The 17,717-nt window shown below is 64.2% G+C and carries 15 protein-coding genes and 1 tRNA gene; 3 read left to right on the forward strand and 13 right to left on the reverse strand.

The window, feature by feature from the left end:
• Positions 1-33 precede the first annotated feature (33 nt).
• Positions 34-441: a response regulator gene (locus AC1RWL_RS13225; protein ID WP_256120667.1), complete on the forward strand. Its 408-nt coding sequence runs from the start codon at positions 34-36 to the stop codon at positions 439-441.
• Between the two features lie 30 nt (positions 442-471).
• Here AC1RWL_RS13225 and rirA read toward each other — a convergent pair whose 3' ends face one another.
• Complete coding sequence (gene rirA / locus AC1RWL_RS13230) at positions 472-933, reverse strand: iron-responsive transcriptional regulator RirA (RefSeq protein ID WP_256120668.1); 462 nt, start codon at positions 931-933, stop codon at positions 472-474.
• Between the two features lie 197 nt (positions 934-1,130).
• Here rirA and AC1RWL_RS13235 point away from each other — a divergent pair, with 197 nt between their 5' ends.
• On the forward strand, positions 1,131-2,174 hold the full coding sequence (locus AC1RWL_RS13235; RefSeq protein WP_439615062.1) for a Fe(3+) ABC transporter substrate-binding protein: 1,044 nt from the start codon (positions 1,131-1,133) through the stop codon (positions 2,172-2,174).
• 64 nt (positions 2,175-2,238) lie between these two features.
• On the opposite strand, the gene AC1RWL_RS13240 is transcribed toward AC1RWL_RS13235, so the two are convergent.
• The 4 genes from AC1RWL_RS13240 to AC1RWL_RS13255 form a co-directional block, all read right to left on the reverse strand.
• Positions 2,239-2,709, reverse strand: coding sequence for a GNAT family N-acetyltransferase (locus AC1RWL_RS13240; RefSeq protein WP_493094963.1), 471 nt, complete (start codon positions 2,707-2,709; stop codon positions 2,239-2,241).
• 238 nt (positions 2,710-2,947) lie between these two features.
• On the reverse strand, positions 2,948-4,024 hold the full coding sequence (locus AC1RWL_RS13245; protein ID WP_493094964.1) for a M48 family metallopeptidase: 1,077 nt from the start codon (positions 4,022-4,024) through the stop codon (positions 2,948-2,950).
• Entirely contained in the window at positions 4,014-5,105 is a 1,092-nt protein-coding gene (locus tag AC1RWL_RS13250; RefSeq protein ID WP_435267660.1) for a YjgN family protein, read from the reverse strand. The genes AC1RWL_RS13245 and AC1RWL_RS13250 overlap by 11 nt, the downstream gene beginning before the upstream one ends.
• A gap of 143 nt (positions 5,106-5,248) precedes the next feature.
• Entirely contained in the window at positions 5,249-6,745 is a 1,497-nt protein-coding gene (locus AC1RWL_RS13255; protein ID WP_130516252.1) for a CoA-acylating methylmalonate-semialdehyde dehydrogenase, read from the reverse strand.
• Between the two features lie 105 nt (positions 6,746-6,850).
• On the opposite strand from AC1RWL_RS13255, the gene AC1RWL_RS13260 reads away from it, so the two are divergent.
• Entirely contained in the window at positions 6,851-7,732 is an 882-nt protein-coding gene (locus AC1RWL_RS13260; protein WP_493094966.1) for a LysR family transcriptional regulator, read from the forward strand.
• A 3-nt stretch (positions 7,733-7,735) separates the two neighbouring features.
• On the opposite strand, the gene bcsN is transcribed toward AC1RWL_RS13260, so the two are convergent.
• From bcsN to AC1RWL_RS13300, 8 genes are all read right to left on the reverse strand, one after another.
• Positions 7,736-8,656, reverse strand: a complete 921-nt coding sequence (gene bcsN, locus AC1RWL_RS13265; protein WP_493094967.1) for a cellulose biosynthesis protein BcsN — start codon at positions 8,654-8,656, stop codon at positions 7,736-7,738.
• 7 nt (positions 8,657-8,663) lie between these two features.
• Positions 8,664-10,607: a bacterial transcriptional activator domain-containing protein gene (locus AC1RWL_RS13270; RefSeq protein WP_493094968.1), complete on the reverse strand. Its 1,944-nt coding sequence runs from the start codon at positions 10,605-10,607 to the stop codon at positions 8,664-8,666.
• A complete protein-coding gene (locus tag AC1RWL_RS13275; protein ID WP_493094969.1) occupies positions 10,604-12,949 on the reverse strand; it encodes a cellulose biosynthesis cyclic di-GMP-binding regulatory protein BcsB in 2,346 nt (781 codons plus the stop codon). Before AC1RWL_RS13275 ends, AC1RWL_RS13270 begins: the two co-directional genes overlap by 4 nt.
• Positions 12,942-15,203 (reverse strand): UDP-forming cellulose synthase catalytic subunit, encoded by a 2,262-nt coding sequence (gene bcsA / locus AC1RWL_RS13280; RefSeq protein WP_493094970.1) that lies wholly within the window; start codon positions 15,201-15,203, stop codon positions 12,942-12,944. Before bcsA ends, AC1RWL_RS13275 begins: the two co-directional genes overlap by 8 nt.
• Before the next feature lie 155 nt (positions 15,204-15,358).
• Positions 15,359-16,285 (reverse strand): DMT family transporter, encoded by a 927-nt coding sequence (locus tag AC1RWL_RS13285; RefSeq protein WP_493094971.1) that lies wholly within the window; start codon positions 16,283-16,285, stop codon positions 15,359-15,361.
• Positions 16,282-16,857: a TetR/AcrR family transcriptional regulator gene (locus AC1RWL_RS13290; RefSeq protein ID WP_493094972.1), complete on the reverse strand. Its 576-nt coding sequence runs from the start codon at positions 16,855-16,857 to the stop codon at positions 16,282-16,284. Before AC1RWL_RS13290 ends, AC1RWL_RS13285 begins: the two co-directional genes overlap by 4 nt.
• A gap of 123 nt (positions 16,858-16,980) precedes the next feature.
• Positions 16,981-17,057 (reverse strand) — tRNA-His (locus AC1RWL_RS13295).
• Positions 17,058-17,204: 147 nt separating this feature from the next.
• The gene (locus tag AC1RWL_RS13300) at positions 17,205-17,654 is read right to left on the reverse strand and encodes a phasin (protein ID WP_256120680.1); all 450 of its coding nucleotides are present in this window, start codon (positions 17,652-17,654) and stop codon (positions 17,205-17,207) included.
• Between the last annotated feature and the right edge of the window lie 63 nt (positions 17,655-17,717).

Here is a 17,717-nt window from a genome sequence, read left to right on the forward strand (position 1 = left end):
GCCTCTTTGATGCAACCAGGTTCAGCTACGGCCATGACAGCAAAAGTGCATATCCTGCTCGTCGATGACGATCCTGCGGAAAACGTCATCCTCAGCGCGCTGATGCGCAAGGTCGCAAGCTATGCGATCACGCTCGACTATGTGGAAACGGTGGAAGGCGCGCTCGATTTCATCCGCTCGTCCGGCGTGCCGCTCGACATGATCCTGATGGACAACCGGTTGCAGCCGCAGGCGGATTTTCGCGAGACGGTGCCTGAGCTCCGGCGCGTTGGCTATATCGGCCCGATCGGCGTCATCTCGTCGTCGATCAACGACGCCTATTTCCAGAAGATCGACGACTACGGCGTCGACTTCCGCATCGACAAGGCCGAGCTCGATCCGACGGCCATCGAATTCATCCTGCAGGAATATGTAAAGCGCGACGTCAGCGCCGGGGAATGATCCCGGCGCCGTTGGTCAGGCGCCGGTCGCTCAGGCAGCGGGCTGCTGGACGAAGGCCGTTTCCAGGCCGAGAAGCATGCCAATCTGCGGGCGTGCCTTGACGAGATCGTCGATCGTGTACTGCTGAAGCACTTCGAAGAAGGCGTTCAGCGCTTTGCGCAGCGCCGAGTTGAGGCCACAGCTATCGACCAGCGGGCACTCGACCTCGCCGGCCTCGAAACATTCGGCCATGGCGAAGGAATCTTCCGTCACCCGCACGACGTCGAACAGGGTGATCTCGCTTGCGGGCTTGGGCAAGCGCACGCCGCCGTTGCGGCCGCGCACGGTCTCGATGATGCCGGCCCTCGTCAAAGGCTGGAGGATCTTGAACAGGAAAAGTTCCGAGACACCATAGGCCTTGGCGATTTCCGGAATACGGCTGAGCTTTCCACCATTCGCCGCGCAGTACATCAACATGCGCACGGCATAGTTGGTTTGTTTCGTCAAACGCATCGGGAACTCCGAATCCGGGTTTTGATAGGCATCACATATAGGGCAGATCGTCGTTTAGAACAATTCCAAAAACGCGCAATTTCAGAAAAGCGGAAAATCACAATCATGTTATGCCAGTGGTGACATGGTTGACTGCGAGGGGCAAGCCGCTAAACACGACTTTAGCAGTTAAGAATAAATGCACTCAGGAGGACACAATGCCACTGCTCAAGAACGCCCTCACCGCTCTCACGCTTTCCACCGCCGCCCTGGCGCTTGCGCTGCCCGCGCATGCGGAAGGTGAAGTCAACATCTATTCCTATCGCCAGCCGGACCTGATCAAGCCGCTGCTCGATGCGTTCACCAAGGAAACCGGCATCACCGCCAACGTGCTGTTCCTCGACAAGGGCCTTGTCGAGCGCATCCAGGCGGAAGGCGCGAACTCGCCGGCCGACGTCATCTTCACCGTCGATATTGCACGCCTGACCGAAGCCAAGGACGGCGGCGTGACGCAGCCCGTCGTGAGCGAGGTCATCAACAAGGACATCCCGGCGCAGTATCGCGATCCGGACGGCAACTGGTTCGGCCTGACCACGCGCTCGCGCGTCGTCTACGCCTCGAAGGACCGCGTCGCGCAGAACGAAATCACCTATGAAGAGCTTGCCGACCCGAAGTGGAAGGGCAAGATCTGCACCCGTGACGGCCAGCATTCCTACAATATCGGCCTGACCGCCTCGATGATCGCCCATCACGGCGAAGCGAAGGCCGAAGAATGGCTGACGGGCCTGAAGAACAACCTCGCCAAGAAGCCGGACGGCGGCGACCGCGACCAGGCCAAGGCCATCCTTGCCGGCGAATGCGACCTGGCACTCGGCAACTCCTACTATGTCGGCCTGATGCTGACCAACGAGAAGGAGCCGGAGCAGAAGGACTGGGCCGCCGCCATCAAGGTGCTCTTCCCAAACGCCGGCGACCGCGGCAGCCACGTCAACGTCTCCGGCATGGCGCTCGCCAAGAACGCCCCGAACAAGGACAATGCGCTGAAGCTGATGGAATTCCTGTCGGCCGGCACTGCGCAGCAGATTTATGCCGAGCAGGTCTACGAATATCCGGTCCTGCCGGGTGCGGAGCCCTCCGACGTGGTGAAGTCCTTCGGCACGCTGAAGGCCGACGAACTGCCGCTCGTCGACATCGCGGCCAACCGCAAGAAGGCATCCGAGCTGGTCGACAAGATCGGCTACAACGACGGCCCGTCGCAGTAAGCCACGGCTTTTTAGATATCGAAAAAAACGGCGGCCGGGTTCATCACCCGGCCGCCGAACTGTTTCAGGCCGTTGCCGCCTGCCAGCAGATTAGGGGACCATCCTCGGCGTCGATGCGCTCGCCGACCCGGACAAAGCCGTTGCGTTCGAGGACACGCTGGGACGCGATGTTCTCCACCCCGGTCTCCGCCGAAATGCGAAGGACGCGGGGATCGCCCCTCCCCCATTCGAGCAGGTGCCCGATTGCCCGGGTCGTATAGCCACGGCGCTCCCGCGTCGGGGCAACGCCGTAGCCGATGTGGATGTCCCCATCCTGCGGCACGCGCGTGATGGAGCAAAGGCCGACGATCTCGCCCTCCTCCACCATCATCCAGGCCGACGGCGAGAATTCGGCGCCGATGCCGGCGGCGAGCGTGCGCAGCATGTCCAGCACCTCCGGCGGCGCAAGCGCGCTGTCCGGCACGAGGCGCAGGTTTAAGGGCGCGATGCCATCCAGCAGCGCGTTAAAGTCACGTTCTGTGAGTTCGATGATCATGTGTATCTCGACATTGGAGATGCGCCGTTCCAGGCGCGTCAAGGTCGAGCGATAGGGTGAGGATCAGTCCCCGGCCATAATGCCGAGCGAAGCCGTCTCTACCGCCGCAACCGGTGAGTTCTTGATCGTCGCGACGGCAAACAAAGGCATTCTCCCATAGATGATGGGCGGACTATCCATCAGAACGGGCAAGACCGCAAGATGGTCCGGCGGCCGCTATGATCGGCCGCCGCTTGCGTCATTGCAGGTCCGGGTCCGACTGGCCGGAAATGATCCGGCTATAGTCGATGATGTCCTTCTTGCGCTGCGGCGTGCCCGGATGGGTGGAGAGGATGTTGGTATCCCCCTTGTCGCCGAGCTTTTCCTCCAGGAGGCCGAAGAAGCGGGCGATCGCGGTCGGGTCGTAGCCGGCCTTGGCCATCAGCTCCACCGACCGCCGGTCCGCCTCGGCTTCCGCGCTGCGCGAATAGGACAGCGCCAGAAGGCCACCGCCCTGCACCAGCACGTCCTCCACGCTGGAGCCAACATCGCCGGCGATCAGCATGATGAGGCCGGTCATGCCGGCGGCGCGATAGAATTGGCGCAGGCTGTGCTCCAGCTCGACATGGCCGATCTCGTGCGCGAGAACGCCGACGATCATCTCGGTGTCGCCGGCCGCCAGCTCGACGAGCTGGTCGGTGATGACCAGCGTGCCATCCGGCAGCGCGAAGGCGTTCGGGCCGATCAGGCCGCCATCGCGGAAATTGAGGTTATAGGCGCCGGCACCGCGCGGTGACTGCGCGGCGATGCGCGCAAAGCCCTCGGCGATTTCCTTGCGGCGTGTTTCGGCAAGCTTCGTCGGCGAAAAGGTCGTCTGGTCGAGCGCCTCCAGCGTGCCCTGCGCCATCAGCTGCGGCACGATCGGCGGGGTCGTCAGGATAGCGACCTCGACGAGGGCCGGCACGCCCCAGCGATAGACCGCGCCGCCAAGCAGGAAAGCGGCGAGCACGATGAGGATGAGGCGGAGCTTGAACTGCTCCAGCCAGTGCACGATGCCGGCACCGCCTTTGCCGCGCGCGGCGAGATATCGGTCGATGCCGTCATTGTCCCAGGTCTCGAAGACCGAACCGTCCGGAAAGGTCACACGGCGCGGGATGGCGCCGACGCGGCTGGAAATCTCCACCCAGGAGAGGCCGGCACCGGCAAGCGGCTTGTCGCCCCCCGCCGGCACGGCGACGATCTCGCCGGCCCGCTCGACGAGGCGGGCCTCGACCGAGCGGCTGGAACCGGCGGGATGCCAATCTCCGCCGGCTATGGCAACATTCTCAGAAGCCAAAATCGAACCCTTCGAAGTCCATGAACTCGGAACCGACGGCCGACCCCTGGGCCTCGATCCGGCTGAACAGCTCGCCGATATCGCCCGTGAAGGTGATGCCGGTGTGCTCCCAGGTATAGCGCGCCATGCGCACCGCCGCCCAGGGCCGCATCAGGCCGAAGGTCAGGATGGTGATCAGGACGTTGGAAATGGCGATCCAGGTGTAGCGGGTGCGCGAGACATCGCTCATCAGCCGGTGCTGGCCATCGAAGGTTGTGGCGGAATAGGCGATGTTGCGGACGCCCGCGCGGTAGAACAGGCCGGCAATGCCGAAGGTGGCGAAGAGCGTGATATAGGCGATGGTGCCCGCGATGAAGAGCGGGATCTGCTGCTCCGGCGTCAGCGCGCCGGGCGTCTCGATCATCGACAGGATGATCGGCAGGTTGAGGAAGGCCAAAAGCGCAATGATGCCGAGGCCAAGCACGACGATGAGCAGCGACAGGAGCCAGGACTTATAGATCGCGCCGAGCTGCGGATCGGTGTCGAAGGCCTTGCCGCCGTAGCGCAGGTTCGAGCCGACGTAACGCGAGACCCAGCGGCTGGCGAGTGGCGTCAGGATGCCGATGGTGATGACGGCGAGCAGGCTGCCGAGGATGAAGGCCTTGAAGGCACCGCCGGCACCGCCGACGAAATCGAAGCGCACGTTGCGGTAGCTCGTGACGCGCGCGGAAAAGCGCAGGCCCTTGGCGACGAGCCATGGCAGCGCGATCAGCACGACGAGCGTCGGCAGCAGCACCAGGATCGGCACAAGGGCTGCGATCACGTTGAGCACGACGAAACCGCCGAGCACGATGAGGCGGCCGATGAGGATCTGCAGGCCCTTGGCATGGTATTCGAAGGACCGGCCAAGCAGCACGGTATTGCCGTAGAAGTATCGATTGCGGCGCACCTTCGCCCAGGCCGAATAAATGCCGAGCGTGATGATCGTCAGCAGCACATTGACGATCCAGATGCCGAAATATTCAGACGCCCTGCCGGTGAACGTAATCCGGTGAAAGCCGCTCGCCTGTGCGGCGGGCTGCGCAGATGCTGCGAATGACATATTGTTTGCCCCTTCCAAATGCATAGAACACGAGGGCTTAACGGGCCGGGCTAGCCGGCTATTCTTCGCAAAGCACAAAAAATCGGCAATGCAAAAAGGGCCCCCGAAACGGGAGCCCCTTCAATTCCATCAGTGCGGAAGGATCACTTCATCGTCGGCATGACGAATTCGGCGCCGTCCTTGATGCCCGACGGCCAGCGGCTGGTGATCGTCTTGGTGCGGGTCCAGAATTTGATCGAGTCCGTGCCGTGCTGGTTGAGGTCACCGAAGGACGAGGACTTCCAGCCGCCGAAGGAGTGGTAGGCGAGCGGAACCGGGATCGGAACGTTGACGCCGACCATGCCGATGTTGATGCGGCTGGCGAAGTCGCGGGCCGCGTCGCCGTCACGGGTATAGATCGCGACGCCGTTGCCGTATTCGTGCTTCATCGGCAGGTCGAGGGCTTCCTCGTAGTTCTTGGCGCGAACGACGGAGAGGACAGGGCCGAAGATTTCGGTCTTGTAGATTTCCATGTCCGGTGTGACGTTGTCGAACAGGCAGCCGCCGACAAAATAGCCGTCTTCATAACCCTGGAGCTTGAAGCCGCGGCCGTCGACGACGAGGTTGGCGCCTTCTTCCACGCCCTTGTCGATGAGGCTCAGGATGCGGGCCTGGGCTTCCTTGGTGACGACCGGGCCCATGTCGGCCTTGTCATCGGTGTAGGGGCCGATGCGCAGGCTCTCGATCATCGGCGTCAGCTTTTCGATCAGCCGGTTGGCGGTTTCCTCGCCGACGGGGACTGCAACCGAGATCGCCATGCAGCGCTCGCCTGCCGAGCCGTAGCCGGCGCCCATCAGGGCGTTTGCGGCCTGGTCCAGGTCGGCATCGGGCATGATGATCATGTGGTTCTTCGCGCCGCCGAAGCACTGGGCGCGCTTGCCGTTGGCGGCAGCCGTGCCATAGACGTAACGGGCGATCGGCGTGGAGCCGACGAAGGAGACGGCGGCGATATCCGGATGCGCCAGGATGCCGTCAACCGCGCCCTTGTCGCCGTTGACGACATTTAGGATGCCGGCGGGCAGTCCCGCTTCGATCATCAGTTCGGCAAGGCGGATCGGCAGCGATGGATCACGCTCGGAGGGCTTCAGGATGAAGGCGTTGCCGCAGGCGATGGCGGGCGCGAACATCCACATCGGGATCATGCCCGGGAAGTTGAAGGGCGTGATGCCGGCGCCGATGCCGACCGGCTGGCGGATCGAATACATGTCGATGTTCGGGCCGGCGCCTTCGGTGAATTCGCTCTTGGAAAGATGCGGGATGCCGATGACGAATTCGCAGACTTCCAGGCCGCGGATGACGTCGCCCTTCGAGTCCTCGACGGTCTTGCCATGCTCGCGGGAGATCAGAACGGCGAGCTCGTCCATGTTCTGGTTCAGAAGCTCGACGAACTTCATGAAGACGCGGGCGCGGCGCTGCGGGTTGGTGGCGGCCCACTTCGGCTGCGCGGAAAGCGCGCTGTCGATCGCGGCCTGCAGGTCGGCATCGTTGGCAAGTGCGACCGTCGCCTGGACTTCGCCCGTCGCCGGGTTGAAGACATTCGCGGTGCGGCCGCTGGTGCCGGCGACCTTCTTGCCGTGAATGAAATGGCCGATCTCGTACATGGGGAGCTCCTCCGTTGTTGTGAGAGGATCATCGCACTTCAATTTGCACAACTCAATCACCTCATATAAGGAACCGTTGTGCAAAAATTGAAGTCGGAGGCCGGTATGAACTGGGATGACGCACGCATGTTCCTCGCCGTTGCCCGCACCGGCCAGATCCTCGCCGCCTCCCGCCGCCTCGGCGTCAACCATGCGACGCTGAGCCGCCGGGTGAGCGCGCTGGAGGAAGCGCTGAAGACGCGCCTCCTGATCCGCCGCACCAATGGCTGCGATCTTACGGCGGAAGGCGAGGTCTTCTTGCGCGCGTCTGAGCGGATGGAAACGGAAATGCTGGCGGCGCAGGCGAGCATCGGCCGCATCGACACCGCCGTCGCCGGCACCGTGCGCGTCGGCGCGCCGGATGGTTTTGGCGTTTCCTTTCTGGCACCCCGGCTCGGACGGCTGACGGCGCGGCATCCGGAACTCAAGATCCAGCTCGTGCCCGTACCGCGTTCCTTCTCCCTGTCGCAACGCGAGGCGGATATCGCGATCACGCTGGAGCGGCCGGAACAGGGCCGCCTCGTTTCGTCAAAACTCACGGATTATACGCTCGGGCTCTATGCGTCCCGCGACTACCTTGCGGAAAACGGCACGCCAGAGACGGTCGAGGACCTGAAGGCGCACCGGCGGGTCGGCTATGTGGAAGACCTGATCTTCACGGCCTCGCTCAACTTCACCGGCGAGATCATGCGCAGCTGGGATGCGAGCTTCGAGATTTCGAGCGCGACCGGCCAGACGGAAGCCGTGCGCTCCGGCGCCGGCATCGGCATCCTGCACGACTATATTGCGAGGCAGTACGGCGAACTCGTCCGCCTGCTCCCCGCCAACGCGATCCGCCGTGCCTACTGGACGACCTGGCACGAAAGCGCGCGGGATCTCGTGCGCGTGCGCACCGTGGCGGAATTCGTGCAGGAAATCGTGCGGCAGGAGCACGAGATCTTTCTCTGAGGCTTACTCTCCGGGCAGCGGCACCAGCGCGCTTTTCGCCCGCGCGGTCACCGCTGCCTCTTCCACCGGCTTTTCGACAACCGCGACCTTCACCTTTTCCTGCGTGGACTCGCCTGGCAGGGGAACGCGCACGGCATTGCGAATGATGGCCGGCTCCTCCGCCCGCTTCTCCTCCACCACGCGGCGTTTTGGCCTGCGGACCTCGACGTCATCCTCGACGATCGCCACGGGCTCGGCGCGGGTGAGCACCGGCTGGCTGCGGCCATAGCCGCTGCCGCCGGCATAACTCAGCATGTCGAACGTATCGCGCGTCACCGGCTTCAGCCGCATGCCGGCCATTAGCGACGCGATGCGCTCCTGCGGCATGGTCGGATGGCAGAAGCGCAGGCGGACCTGCGCGGAATAGTTGCCCGCCCCGATTCGGCCCATCGCCGTTTCGCGCACCGGCGAGACGCGCTTGGCGAACTGCCAGGCGTAGAGGCAGCTTCCGGACTTTCCGAGCGGGCCGGTGGCATAGCCGTAGATGCCGTGCATGTTCTGGCCGGGCGCGGCATCGATCGTCATGGCGACGCCGGGCAGCGCCTGCCGCATCTCCGCAAGGATGGCGCGGCGTGTCGGGGCGCGCAGGAAGGTCACGCCTTCGGAGGGCGTACCGATGCGCACGGTGAGCACATTTTCGCCGGCGGACGCCGTGGCGTTGGAATAGACGATCGCCTGCTCGAAGAACTCGCCGCGCACCGTCTGGCGCACGCTTTCGATGCGGCCGGAGATCGACGGCAGATAGGCGGCCGCGAATTCCGGCGACACTTCGGTCGAGATCGGCGGTGCATCCGGCCGGATGGCGCCCGTTTCGAGGAACGGGTCGTGCACCGCGGTGCAGCCGGTGGCGAGGAAGGGAAGTGCGGCAAGAAGCAGCCAGCGCATGAAGAACCTATCGGGTGGGGTAATCGGAGGAGATGGCGAGGCCGCGCGCGGCCGCCGGGTCATAGAGATGCGTGTTCAACCGGGCGAAGACGGCCTGCGCCTCGGCTCGGTGGCCGAGATGATAATGTGCCCAGCCGCGCAACTGGCTGAGATCGGCGGGTTCGGCGACGAGGCCGGCGCGCGCATTGAGCGCATCGAGCACGCGCTGGTACTGCTTGTGATCGAAGGCCGAGCGGGCGCGCTGGAAGTAGATTTCGGCCCGCACCTCGCGGTCCCGCTTTTCCGAGAGCGCATACATGCCGATCATCGCCTCGGCATCATCCGTCAAGCGGCCGCGTAGCAGGGTAAGTGCGGCGCCATAGGCGGCGTCCGCCTGCGTGCGACCATTGCCAAGCGCCGCCTCGAAGGCGTTGCGCGCGTCGGCGAGACGGTTCAGCCCGAGATGGCACCAGCCCTTGATGAGCATGGCATCCGCGGATACCGCGCCCCGCGCCTCCATGGTAGAAATGTCCTCAATGCAGGCGCTGAAGCGCTTCGCCTTGAAATGGGCGAGGTAGCCGGTGCCGCCGTCGGTGGAGGCGACCGGCATGTCGATGGCAATGCTGCGGCGGCCCTTCGGCGGGGTCGCGACCTTTATCTCCGCCCAGATATCCGGGTAGATGTCGCGATATTCGCCTTCCAGCGCCGCGTAGTCCTTCTTCTCGCCGAGCCGCAGGAGGCTGAGCGCCAGACCCTTGACCCGCACCGGCGCACTTTCCCAATCGATCGACTTTGCGAACCAGGCTTTCGACGCTTCGTACTGGCGGGAATTATAGGCGTACCAGGCGAGGATTTCCGCATGGTCGGCATTGGAGGTGGCGAGGATGGCGTTGCTATAGGCCGTGACGGTCTTCACGTCCGCATCCGGCTGGTCGGGCTTGGAAAAGCGCAGCGACAGCGCGTTCATCAGGAATTCCGGATCGCCCGAAAGGTCCTGCAGATACTGTTCCGCGACGGCATAGGCCTCGTCTTGCTTGTTCTGCGCGGCAAACGAGAGATAGAGGCCCTTGGCATCGTTCTCGTCGCGATGCTTGACGAGTGCCGCCTTGAACCAGCGCTCGGCGCTTTCCGGCGCCTTGAGCTTCAGGTCATACCAGCCGAGCAGCGCGAGGTCTTCGGGGCGGTCGCCCTTCTCCGCAGCCAGGCGCAGCTTGCCGACCTCGCCTTCGCCGATTGGCGTCTGGCGCTTCTCGTCGGCATTGAAATCGGCGACCTCCTTGCGGGTCAGGTCCAGCTCGACGGGCTGCAAGCCGGCCTGGAGCATCGGCGAGGTCGCAAGCAGGCCCATCGCCTTGCGCACGTCCTCCGCCGAAAAATCGCGCGTCGATTTCTGCAAGGTTGTCAGGAGCTGCTGGTCCGGCAGGCGCTTGTCGCCCTCGCGGAAGAGCAGGCCGCGATAGACATTGGTCAGTGCATCCTTGGCACCGGTCTGCGCATAGGCGTCGAGCAGCATCCAGACGAGATCGACTTCCGTTTCGCTCGATGGATCGAGCGTCTTGGCGACTTCGATGACGCCCATCCAGTCCTTGCGGGCGGTGGCGGCCATCATGTCGACGCGCTGCTTGCGGCGGGCGAGCTTGCCGGAAAAATCCTCGCTCGGGCGCCATTGCGGATTTTCCGACTGGCGGCGGCCGATTTCGGCATCGATGCCGAGGAAGTCGTTCTTCTCGTAGAGCGCCCAAAGCGTGCTTTCATCCACCTGCCGGGCGGCCGGCGAATATACGTCGGCGGGCACGACGAAATCCGGATATTTCAGCCGCAGCCGGTTCGTCTCGGCCTCCAGCCGATCCTGCTGTTTCTGCTCGGCATAATAATAGAGGGCAGCAAGCTCGACCTCGCCGGGGCCGGCTTTCGTTTCGCCGGCCAGCGCCGAGGAGCCGAGCAACAGGGGGACAAGGAAAAGCGCTCTCATCGGTCGGACCTCACGCCCTTGCGCGGCACCGTGATGCCGAGCCAGACGGCGAAGATGCCGAGGCAGGCGAGCACGAGCAGCACGTAGATCTGGAAATTGTCGGAGAACCAGGCGGCGGCGACACGGCGCAGGTTGCCTGGGCTGCGATCCTGGAGATCGGCGATGTAGCGCTCCGCCGCCGGCAGGCTGACGAGCGACAGGCTCGCCGTCTCGATCGTAGCGGTGCCGCCATCGAGATCCCGCCAGATGGCGGGCTCGACGAGCCGGTTCACGCCCGCCTCGATGTCGCGCGGCGCGCTCGCCTTGATCACCGTCCAGGTGGAGAGGCCATCGGGCGAGCGCATCTGCGAGAGCGTCACCAGCGACCCGGCGCCGTGCGGCGCGACGCGCGCGGTGTCGTCCCCCTGGTAGCTCAGCCAGCGGCCGAAGCTCTTCGTGGCGGCGGAAAGCCAGAGCTGTGCGCGCGAGCCGAAGGACAGGTCGCCGTCGCCGGGCGCCGTCGAATTGTGAAAGGCTTGCAGCAGGTCGGCGGTCTCGTTGCCGGTGGCGGTGTCCGAGACCGATGCGGTGACGACCGGATCGGGTTCCAGCAGGGCCGCGACGGAGGCGCTGATATCCGTTTCGCTCGGGAAGGATGCCTTGTCGGTGGCGCCGAGTTCGGCGAAATCGTTCTGCGACGAGACCACGAGCGCATCGCGGCCGGTGCCTTCCGCGGGGGTGCCGATGGCGATTTTCGCGGTCAGCGGCGCGCGGGCCGAAAGCGCGAGGCGCGACAGCAGGGTGAGGCCGGCACCGACCGACTGGCTGTCCGCCCGGTCGATGACGAGATCGAAGGGCTTGCCGCCGCCATAGGGATAGGCCTTGCCGGCCAGCGCCGCGAGGTCGGGAAGCCGGCCAACGCGGGCGAGTGCCGGAACCTCGATCGCCGTCGTGTCGAGCAGGATGAAGCGCGGCTTGCCATCGTCACGCTCCTCCGAACGGCAGGCGGCATCGGCGGCGACCGGCAGTTCGGCGAGCAATTCCACGCGGTTGACGCCGGGGCGGAAGGCGCGCAGCGGCAGCTCGATGCGCTTGCCATCGAACTGTTCGCCCTCGCGATTGCGGAACGGGTAGCTCTTCACGACCTTGTCGTTGACGCGGACGAGAAGCTGGGCGGTCTGGTCGAGGCCCGGCGAGGTCGCGGCATGCAGGCGCAGGTCCAGCGTCGCATATTCCGCCGCGTAGAAATCCGCCGGCATTTCGACGGCGAAATCGGTGCGCGACAGGCGGCCGGAGAAGACGCGGGTCTCGTAGCCCGCCTCCTTCAGCGTGCGCCGTTCGCCGGCATCGACCGCAAGCACGCCCATGCCCTTCTCGAAGATGCCGGACTTCAGTCCATCGGCAAGCGGCCCCTTCACGGCGGCAAGCACGGCAGCATTGACGTCATTGAGATTGGCGGCGCGCAGGACGACCGTCGCCCGGTCTGCCGTGGCACCGGCCTGGACGGAGAGGCCGCGCGGGGCGTTTGAAAGACCGAGCTTGGACAGCGTCGCGGCGCCACCGCGGTCCATCGCCATGACGAGATCGATGCCCGGGCCGGTGCCCGGCCTATCCGCAACCGAGACGCTCACATCGTCCCGGTTCAGGAAGAGGATGAGCGATTGCAGGACGGGCGCGACCTCGTTCAGCGCCTCGGCGCTCAAGGCGCCCTGGACGACGATGCGGACATCCGTTCGGTGCGCCGCATTGCGGCGGACGGCAAGCAGGCTGTCGAAATCGGCAAAGCCCGACGCGGCACCGGTAACGAAACCGCTCGATGCGGGATCGAACTTCGTCCAGAGCTCATAGGTCGCATCGAGCGAGCAATCGACGCGGTGGTGCTGCCGGGCGCGGAGGCGCACGACATTGCGGCCGGCCTTGAGGAATTCGGAGGCGACGGCGATCTTCTCCGTCAGCGTGCCGTTCGGCGAGGCGATGGCGAAGCTGCCGATATCCCGGCCGTTCACCTCGACATCCATCTTCGCCGTATCGGGCAGCACGGAGACAGCGTTGATATAGGCGAGGTTCAGCGTGCCGCCGGCGGAGACCTGCGGGCCATCGAGCGCGAAGGTGAAGGTCGCGACATCGTCCTCGCCGGCAAGCGTGTAGGCATCCGCCGATTGTTCGAAGGGCACAAGGGTCTTGTCCGCAGCCTGCTCGGCCTTCTTCGTCTCTATGGGTTCGGGAAGCAGACCGCCGGACAGCGCCGTGCCTTCGAGCAGCGGCTTGACGCTATCGGCCACCAGCCCTTCCGCCCGGCCGGCACCGGCCGAGGCGACGAGGAGGGAGAGCCCCAGCGTTGCGAGGAGAGATGTCTTAGCCATAGGCCTGGGTTCCTGTGAGGACCGGCGGCAGCTCGACGGCGCGGCCGGGGATCTGGGCATTGTTTTCCTTCACCACGATGGGGGCATCGGCGAAGGATTTGACGGCGCTTTCGCGGATGAGGCCGGCGGAATATTGCAGCGCGCGCAGCGTCTCGCGGATGCTCCACAGCGCGAAGCGCGAGGTGCCCCAGAAGAAGCTGCGGCGCACCTGACGACGTACGAGCCGCTCCTGGAGGACCGCCTGGTCGGAGAACATCAGCTCGGCGATCGCCATGAAGGTCTCCGGCGTGCGCTCCTTGTAGGCGAAGCCGTAGATGGCGCCCTCGCCGGCCGCGCGGCTGGAGCGGCAGATCACGTCGAAGGCGATGATCTGGCCGGCGCGGCGAAGCTGGATCGTCGCTTCCAGCGGGGTTTCGAGGTCGATCTCCGGCGCCTTGTCGACGAACTCCACCGAGATGCCGCCGGATGAGGCATCCTGGATGATGATGTTGTTGAGCTTGCCGTCGATCTTCATCAGCGCATGGCGCTTGACCGGCAGGCGCTGGTTGCGGCGCAGCTCACGGCGTTCGGCGACGACGCCCAGCGCCGCACCGGCGAGGCCGAGATTGATGAGGTTCCAGCCGGCAACGATGGTCAGGAGCTCGGTCGCGACCGGCTCCGTCAGGAAGCGGTAGCCGGAATAGAGGGCGGCGGCCAGTAGCACGAAGAAGATGATGAAATAGGGCCGTGCCAGCGGCGAAAGCATGCTGCGGTCGAGCGTCTGGCCCTTGGCGGTTACGTTGAAGGTGGGTTTGCGCGGATTGCGGATGACGCTGAGGATCGAGCCGAAGAGCAGCACGGACTGGACATATTCGTAAAGCTCGGAGACCCAGGGCCAGCGCACGCGGCCGTAGAGGTAGCTCTGCATGGCGAAGGAGCCGATGAGATAGGTCACCGCATAGGAGGCGAATTCGAGGATGTTCGCCTGGTAGATTTCCAGCGAGAAGAAGATGTAGAGCAGCGGCGAGAAGACGAAGGCGAGCCGCGACAGCGGGAACAGCCAGAACAGGTTGATGCCGGCATAGCAGATGCGCTGGGCAAGCGTCAGGCCCTTGGCGAGGAACGGCCGGTTGAGGATGAGGATCTGCAGCATGCCCTGGCACCAGCGGGCGCGCTGGCCGATGAAGGACACGAAGGTCTCCGGCTGGAGACCGGCGATCAGCGGCTTGTCGACATAGATGCTGTGCCAGCCCTTGGAGTGCAGCGCCAGTGCCGTCTCGCAATCCTCGGTGATCGACTGGCCGGAAAACCCATTCGCCGATGCCAGCGCCGAGCGGCGCAGAACCGCTGCCGAGCCGCAGAAGAACGAGGCGTTCCACTTGTCGAGCCCGCGTTGCAGGATCGAATAGAACATCTCGTTTTCGGACGGCATGCGCGCGAAGGTCTGGAGGTTCTTTTCCAGCGGATCCGGGTTGAGGAAGTAGTGCGGCGTCTGGACGAGGAACAGCTTTTTATCCTCGCGGAAGAAACCGACCGTCTCGCGCAGAAATTCGCGCACCGGCGCATGGTCGGCGTCGAAGACGACGACGAGTTCGCCGTTCGAGACCTTCAGGCCCTCGTTGAGGTTGCCGGCCTTGGCGTGGTCATTCTGCTTGCGGGCGTGGTAGTGCACGCCGAGCGAGGCGCAGAGCGCCTTCAGCTGCTCGTGGCGGCGGATCGCTGCGATCGCGATGCGCGGGTCCTTATGGTTGCGCTTGGCTTCCGTGCCGCCGTCGTCCAGCAGGTAGACGTTCAGCTTGTCCTTTGGATAGAGCAGCGATTTTGCCGCGGCGAGCGTGCCGGCGAGCAGTTCGGGCTCCTCGTTATAGGACGGGATGAAGACGTCGACGGTGGGCAGGCTTGCGGCCTCGCCCGGCTCCGGAGTTTTGCGCTTCAGGGGATCGGCCAGCATGAAGAAGCTGATCGCCAGCATGGCGAGGCAGTACATCTCGGCCAGATACAGGATCAGGCCGGGGATGAAGTTCAGCGGTTCGTAGATGCTCGGCAGCGTTTCCGTGGTGCGCCAGAACGCGTAGCGCATGGCGAGGATGCCGGCAAAGGTGAAGGTGACGAGCCGGAGGGTGGTGTTGGCCGGGCGCGTCATTGCCAGGAACATCACGCCGAGCACGGCGAAGGAGAGAATGAGCTGGGCCTGGAGGCTGATCGGCAGCCAGAGAAGGAACAGCCCGAACATGCCAGCGGGAACCGCCAGCCACTTGACGCACGTCATGTGCATATGAAAACCCCATTTGCATCGCGGCAGCGCGTCATGCGGACCGGTTCCACACAGGAACAGGTCAGACCCTAGGGTTCAGTGGTCAACGGATTCCTAATACAGTGCCAAATCGGGACTGCGGTCAAAAGCGTGGTAAATGAAGGGTTTACACTGCCCTAGGAATGGGCCGGCGCTTGCGATTTCGCAACGATGAGGATGCCGACGAGGGACACCGCCAGGCCCACCGCCATCGCCCAGGAAAGCGGCTCGCCGAACATCAGCCAGGCCCAGATCATCGTCACCGGCGGGCTGAGATAGAGGATGGCCGTGACCCGGGCGGGAGAGGATTTCTGGAGTGCCAGATAATATAGGCTCCAGGCGGCGAAGGTGGCGATGAAGACAAGCCAGAGGATACCGCCGATGAAGCCGGCATTAAGGACCGGCAGCACGCCGCCTTCGTGCCATGCGAGCACGGCGAAGATCGCCGCGGCCGACAGGCACTGGATGCAGAGACTCTGGTAGACCGGCATGGCGCTCGACGCACTGCGCTTCTGCAAGAGTGTCGCCAGCGCCAGCGACAGGGTGCCGAGCACGGGCAGGCCATAGGCCCAGAGCGGCACATTGCCGACATCCAGCGACCAGCCGGAGGCGATGATCACGCCGGCGAGCCCGATGAACGAACCGATCCACTGCCGGGCGGTGAGCGCCTGCCCGAGAATGGGCCAGGAGAGGAAGGCTACGGCAAGCGGCAGCATATCGGTGATGAGGGCGACGAGGCCGGTGGGTACGCCGAAGGAGATCGCCAGCGCAAAGCCCGAGAGGTAGCCGGCCATGGCAAGCGCGCCGAGCAGCATGTGCAAGGCGATGTCTCTGCCGCGGATTTTCGGCCCCATCGTCAAAGCGAAGGGCAGCAGCACCAAGCCCGAGACGAGGCTGCGCCAGAGCAGGATGAGGAAGATCGGCGCATGATCGTGTGCAAAGCGAACGCCGATGAAGCCGGCGCTCCAGCTCACCACCAGCGCCGCTTCGAGAAGCACGAGGACAAGGATCGCCCAAAGCCGGGTGGCCGGACGGGGCGCCGTCGCGAGATCCGCGGCGCTCATAGGCTGTCCATGACGGAAATGGCGATCCTGCGCGCCGCCTTCAGCCGCCCGTCATGCCCGTCGAGCCCTGCACGCGCCATGGCGCCTTCGAGCACGAAGGACAGATGTTCCGCCGTCTCATCGATCGCGGCTCCGCCATCGGGTTTCATTTCGCTCAGATATTGCCGGAAGAGCTGCTCCACCTCTTCCTTCTGCAAGGCGACGGTCGCCCGGCCAGGATCGGCGATAGACAGTTCAGCGGCGGCATTCAGCAGCCCGCAGCCGCGAAAACCCCAGCCATAAGCGAGTTCGGCATGGTCGACATAGGAATCGAAGACCGCCAGCAGGCGCTCGCGCGGCGAGGCGGCGCTGGCGAGCCGCTGCCGATACAACTCGTGCCACTCCTCCAGCCGCGCATCGAGATAGGCCTTCACCAGCTCGGACTTGGAGGAGAAGTTGTTGTAGAGGCTCATCTTCGCGACGCCGGCATGGGCCGTGATCGCATCGATCCCCGTCGCCCCTACCCCGTCCCGGTAAAACAATTCCGCAGCCGCCTTCAGCAGCCGTTCCCGTGCCGGCACTCTTTCGGTCATCGCGCACCTCGATTCAATATGTAGACCGATCTACCTATTTTCTTCGTGAGTCAAGCGACGGCCACGCAAAAGGGCGCAGAAATCATCTACGCCCGGAACCGATCACATTTTGAAGAGTGGAAATGGTACGGTTGGGGGGTCTCGAACCTCCGACCTCAGGTGCCACAAACCTGCGCTCTAACCAACTGAGCTACAACCGCACAACAGCGCATCGACCGCGCTTGGTGCGTCACATACGGGCAGCCGCACCATTTTTCAAGCGTTTTTTGCATGCTTGCACATACGAAAATGGCCGGGCTCATGCCCGGCCATTTTATCATGCCGTGTAAAACCCTGCGAAGCGGGGCTTAGGCGGTCTTGAAGGACTTCATGGCCTTCTCGGCGGCGGACTTGCCGGGAGCCGAGACCTTTTCGGCAACCTTCTTGGAGGTTTCCTGAAGGGTGCGGGCCTGTTCGACGACGACTTCAGCCTGCTTGCGCAGGAACGCGGTCTGCAGTTCAAACAGTTCGGAGACCGACTTCACGCCGAGCAGGGCTTCCATGTGGGAAAGCGAGTTTTCGGCATTGGTGCGCAGCGCTTCGATGGCCTTGAGGCCGAGTTCGACGGAGCCGGCCTGGGCGCTTTCGAGCGTCGCTTCGACAGTCTTGGTCGCGTCTTCGGCGGCTTCCTTCATCTTGGCATAAGCTTCCTTGCTCTGAGCGGCGCCCTTTTCGGCGAACTCGCGGAAGCTTTCAGAGACCTTGCTGGGGTCGATGGATGCGATGGAGAATACGTCGTCGGTCTTCTTGGTAGCCATTGTCTGCGCTCCTTGGTTTGGCCCTCTCTAGAGGCGCCGTGTTCTTGGATGAGCCGTATATAG

It is taken from the genome of Shinella sp. GW821-FHT10F02 (assembly GCF_058809275.1).

Bases quoted from the DNA above. Each gene is read 5' to 3' on its own strand.
- AC1RWL_RS13225 (WP_256120667.1), top strand. From the start codon at position 34: ATGACAGCAAAAGTGCATATCCTGCTCGTCGATGACGATCCTGCGGAA.
- rirA (WP_256120668.1), bottom strand. From the start codon at position 933: ATGCGTTTGACGAAACAAACCAACTATGCCGTGCGCATGTTGATGTAC.
- AC1RWL_RS13235 (WP_439615062.1), top strand. From the start codon at position 1,131: ATGCCACTGCTCAAGAACGCCCTCACCGCTCTCACGCTTTCCACCGCC.
- AC1RWL_RS13240 (WP_493094963.1), bottom strand. From the start codon at position 2,709: ATGATCATCGAACTCACAGAACGTGACTTTAACGCGCTGCTGGATGGC.
- AC1RWL_RS13250 (WP_435267660.1), bottom strand. From the start codon at position 5,105: ATGTCATTCGCAGCATCTGCGCAGCCCGCCGCACAGGCGAGCGGCTTT.
- AC1RWL_RS13255 (WP_130516252.1), bottom strand. From the start codon at position 6,745: ATGTACGAGATCGGCCATTTCATTCACGGCAAGAAGGTCGCCGGCACC.
- AC1RWL_RS13260 (WP_493094966.1), top strand. From the start codon at position 6,851: ATGAACTGGGATGACGCACGCATGTTCCTCGCCGTTGCCCGCACCGGC.
- bcsN (WP_493094967.1), bottom strand. From the start codon at position 8,656: ATGCGCTGGCTGCTTCTTGCCGCACTTCCCTTCCTCGCCACCGGCTGC.
- AC1RWL_RS13270 (WP_493094968.1), bottom strand. From the start codon at position 10,607: ATGAGAGCGCTTTTCCTTGTCCCCCTGTTGCTCGGCTCCTCGGCGCTG.
- AC1RWL_RS13275 (WP_493094969.1), bottom strand. From the start codon at position 12,949: ATGGCTAAGACATCTCTCCTCGCAACGCTGGGGCTCTCCCTCCTCGTC.
- bcsA (WP_493094970.1), bottom strand. From the start codon at position 15,203: ATGCACATGACGTGCGTCAAGTGGCTGGCGGTTCCCGCTGGCATGTTC.
- AC1RWL_RS13285 (WP_493094971.1), bottom strand. From the start codon at position 16,285: ATGAGCGCCGCGGATCTCGCGACGGCGCCCCGTCCGGCCACCCGGCTT.
- AC1RWL_RS13290 (WP_493094972.1), bottom strand. From the start codon at position 16,857: ATGACCGAAAGAGTGCCGGCACGGGAACGGCTGCTGAAGGCGGCTGCG.
- AC1RWL_RS13300 (WP_256120680.1), bottom strand. From the start codon at position 17,654: ATGGCTACCAAGAAGACCGACGACGTATTCTCCATCGCATCCATCGAC.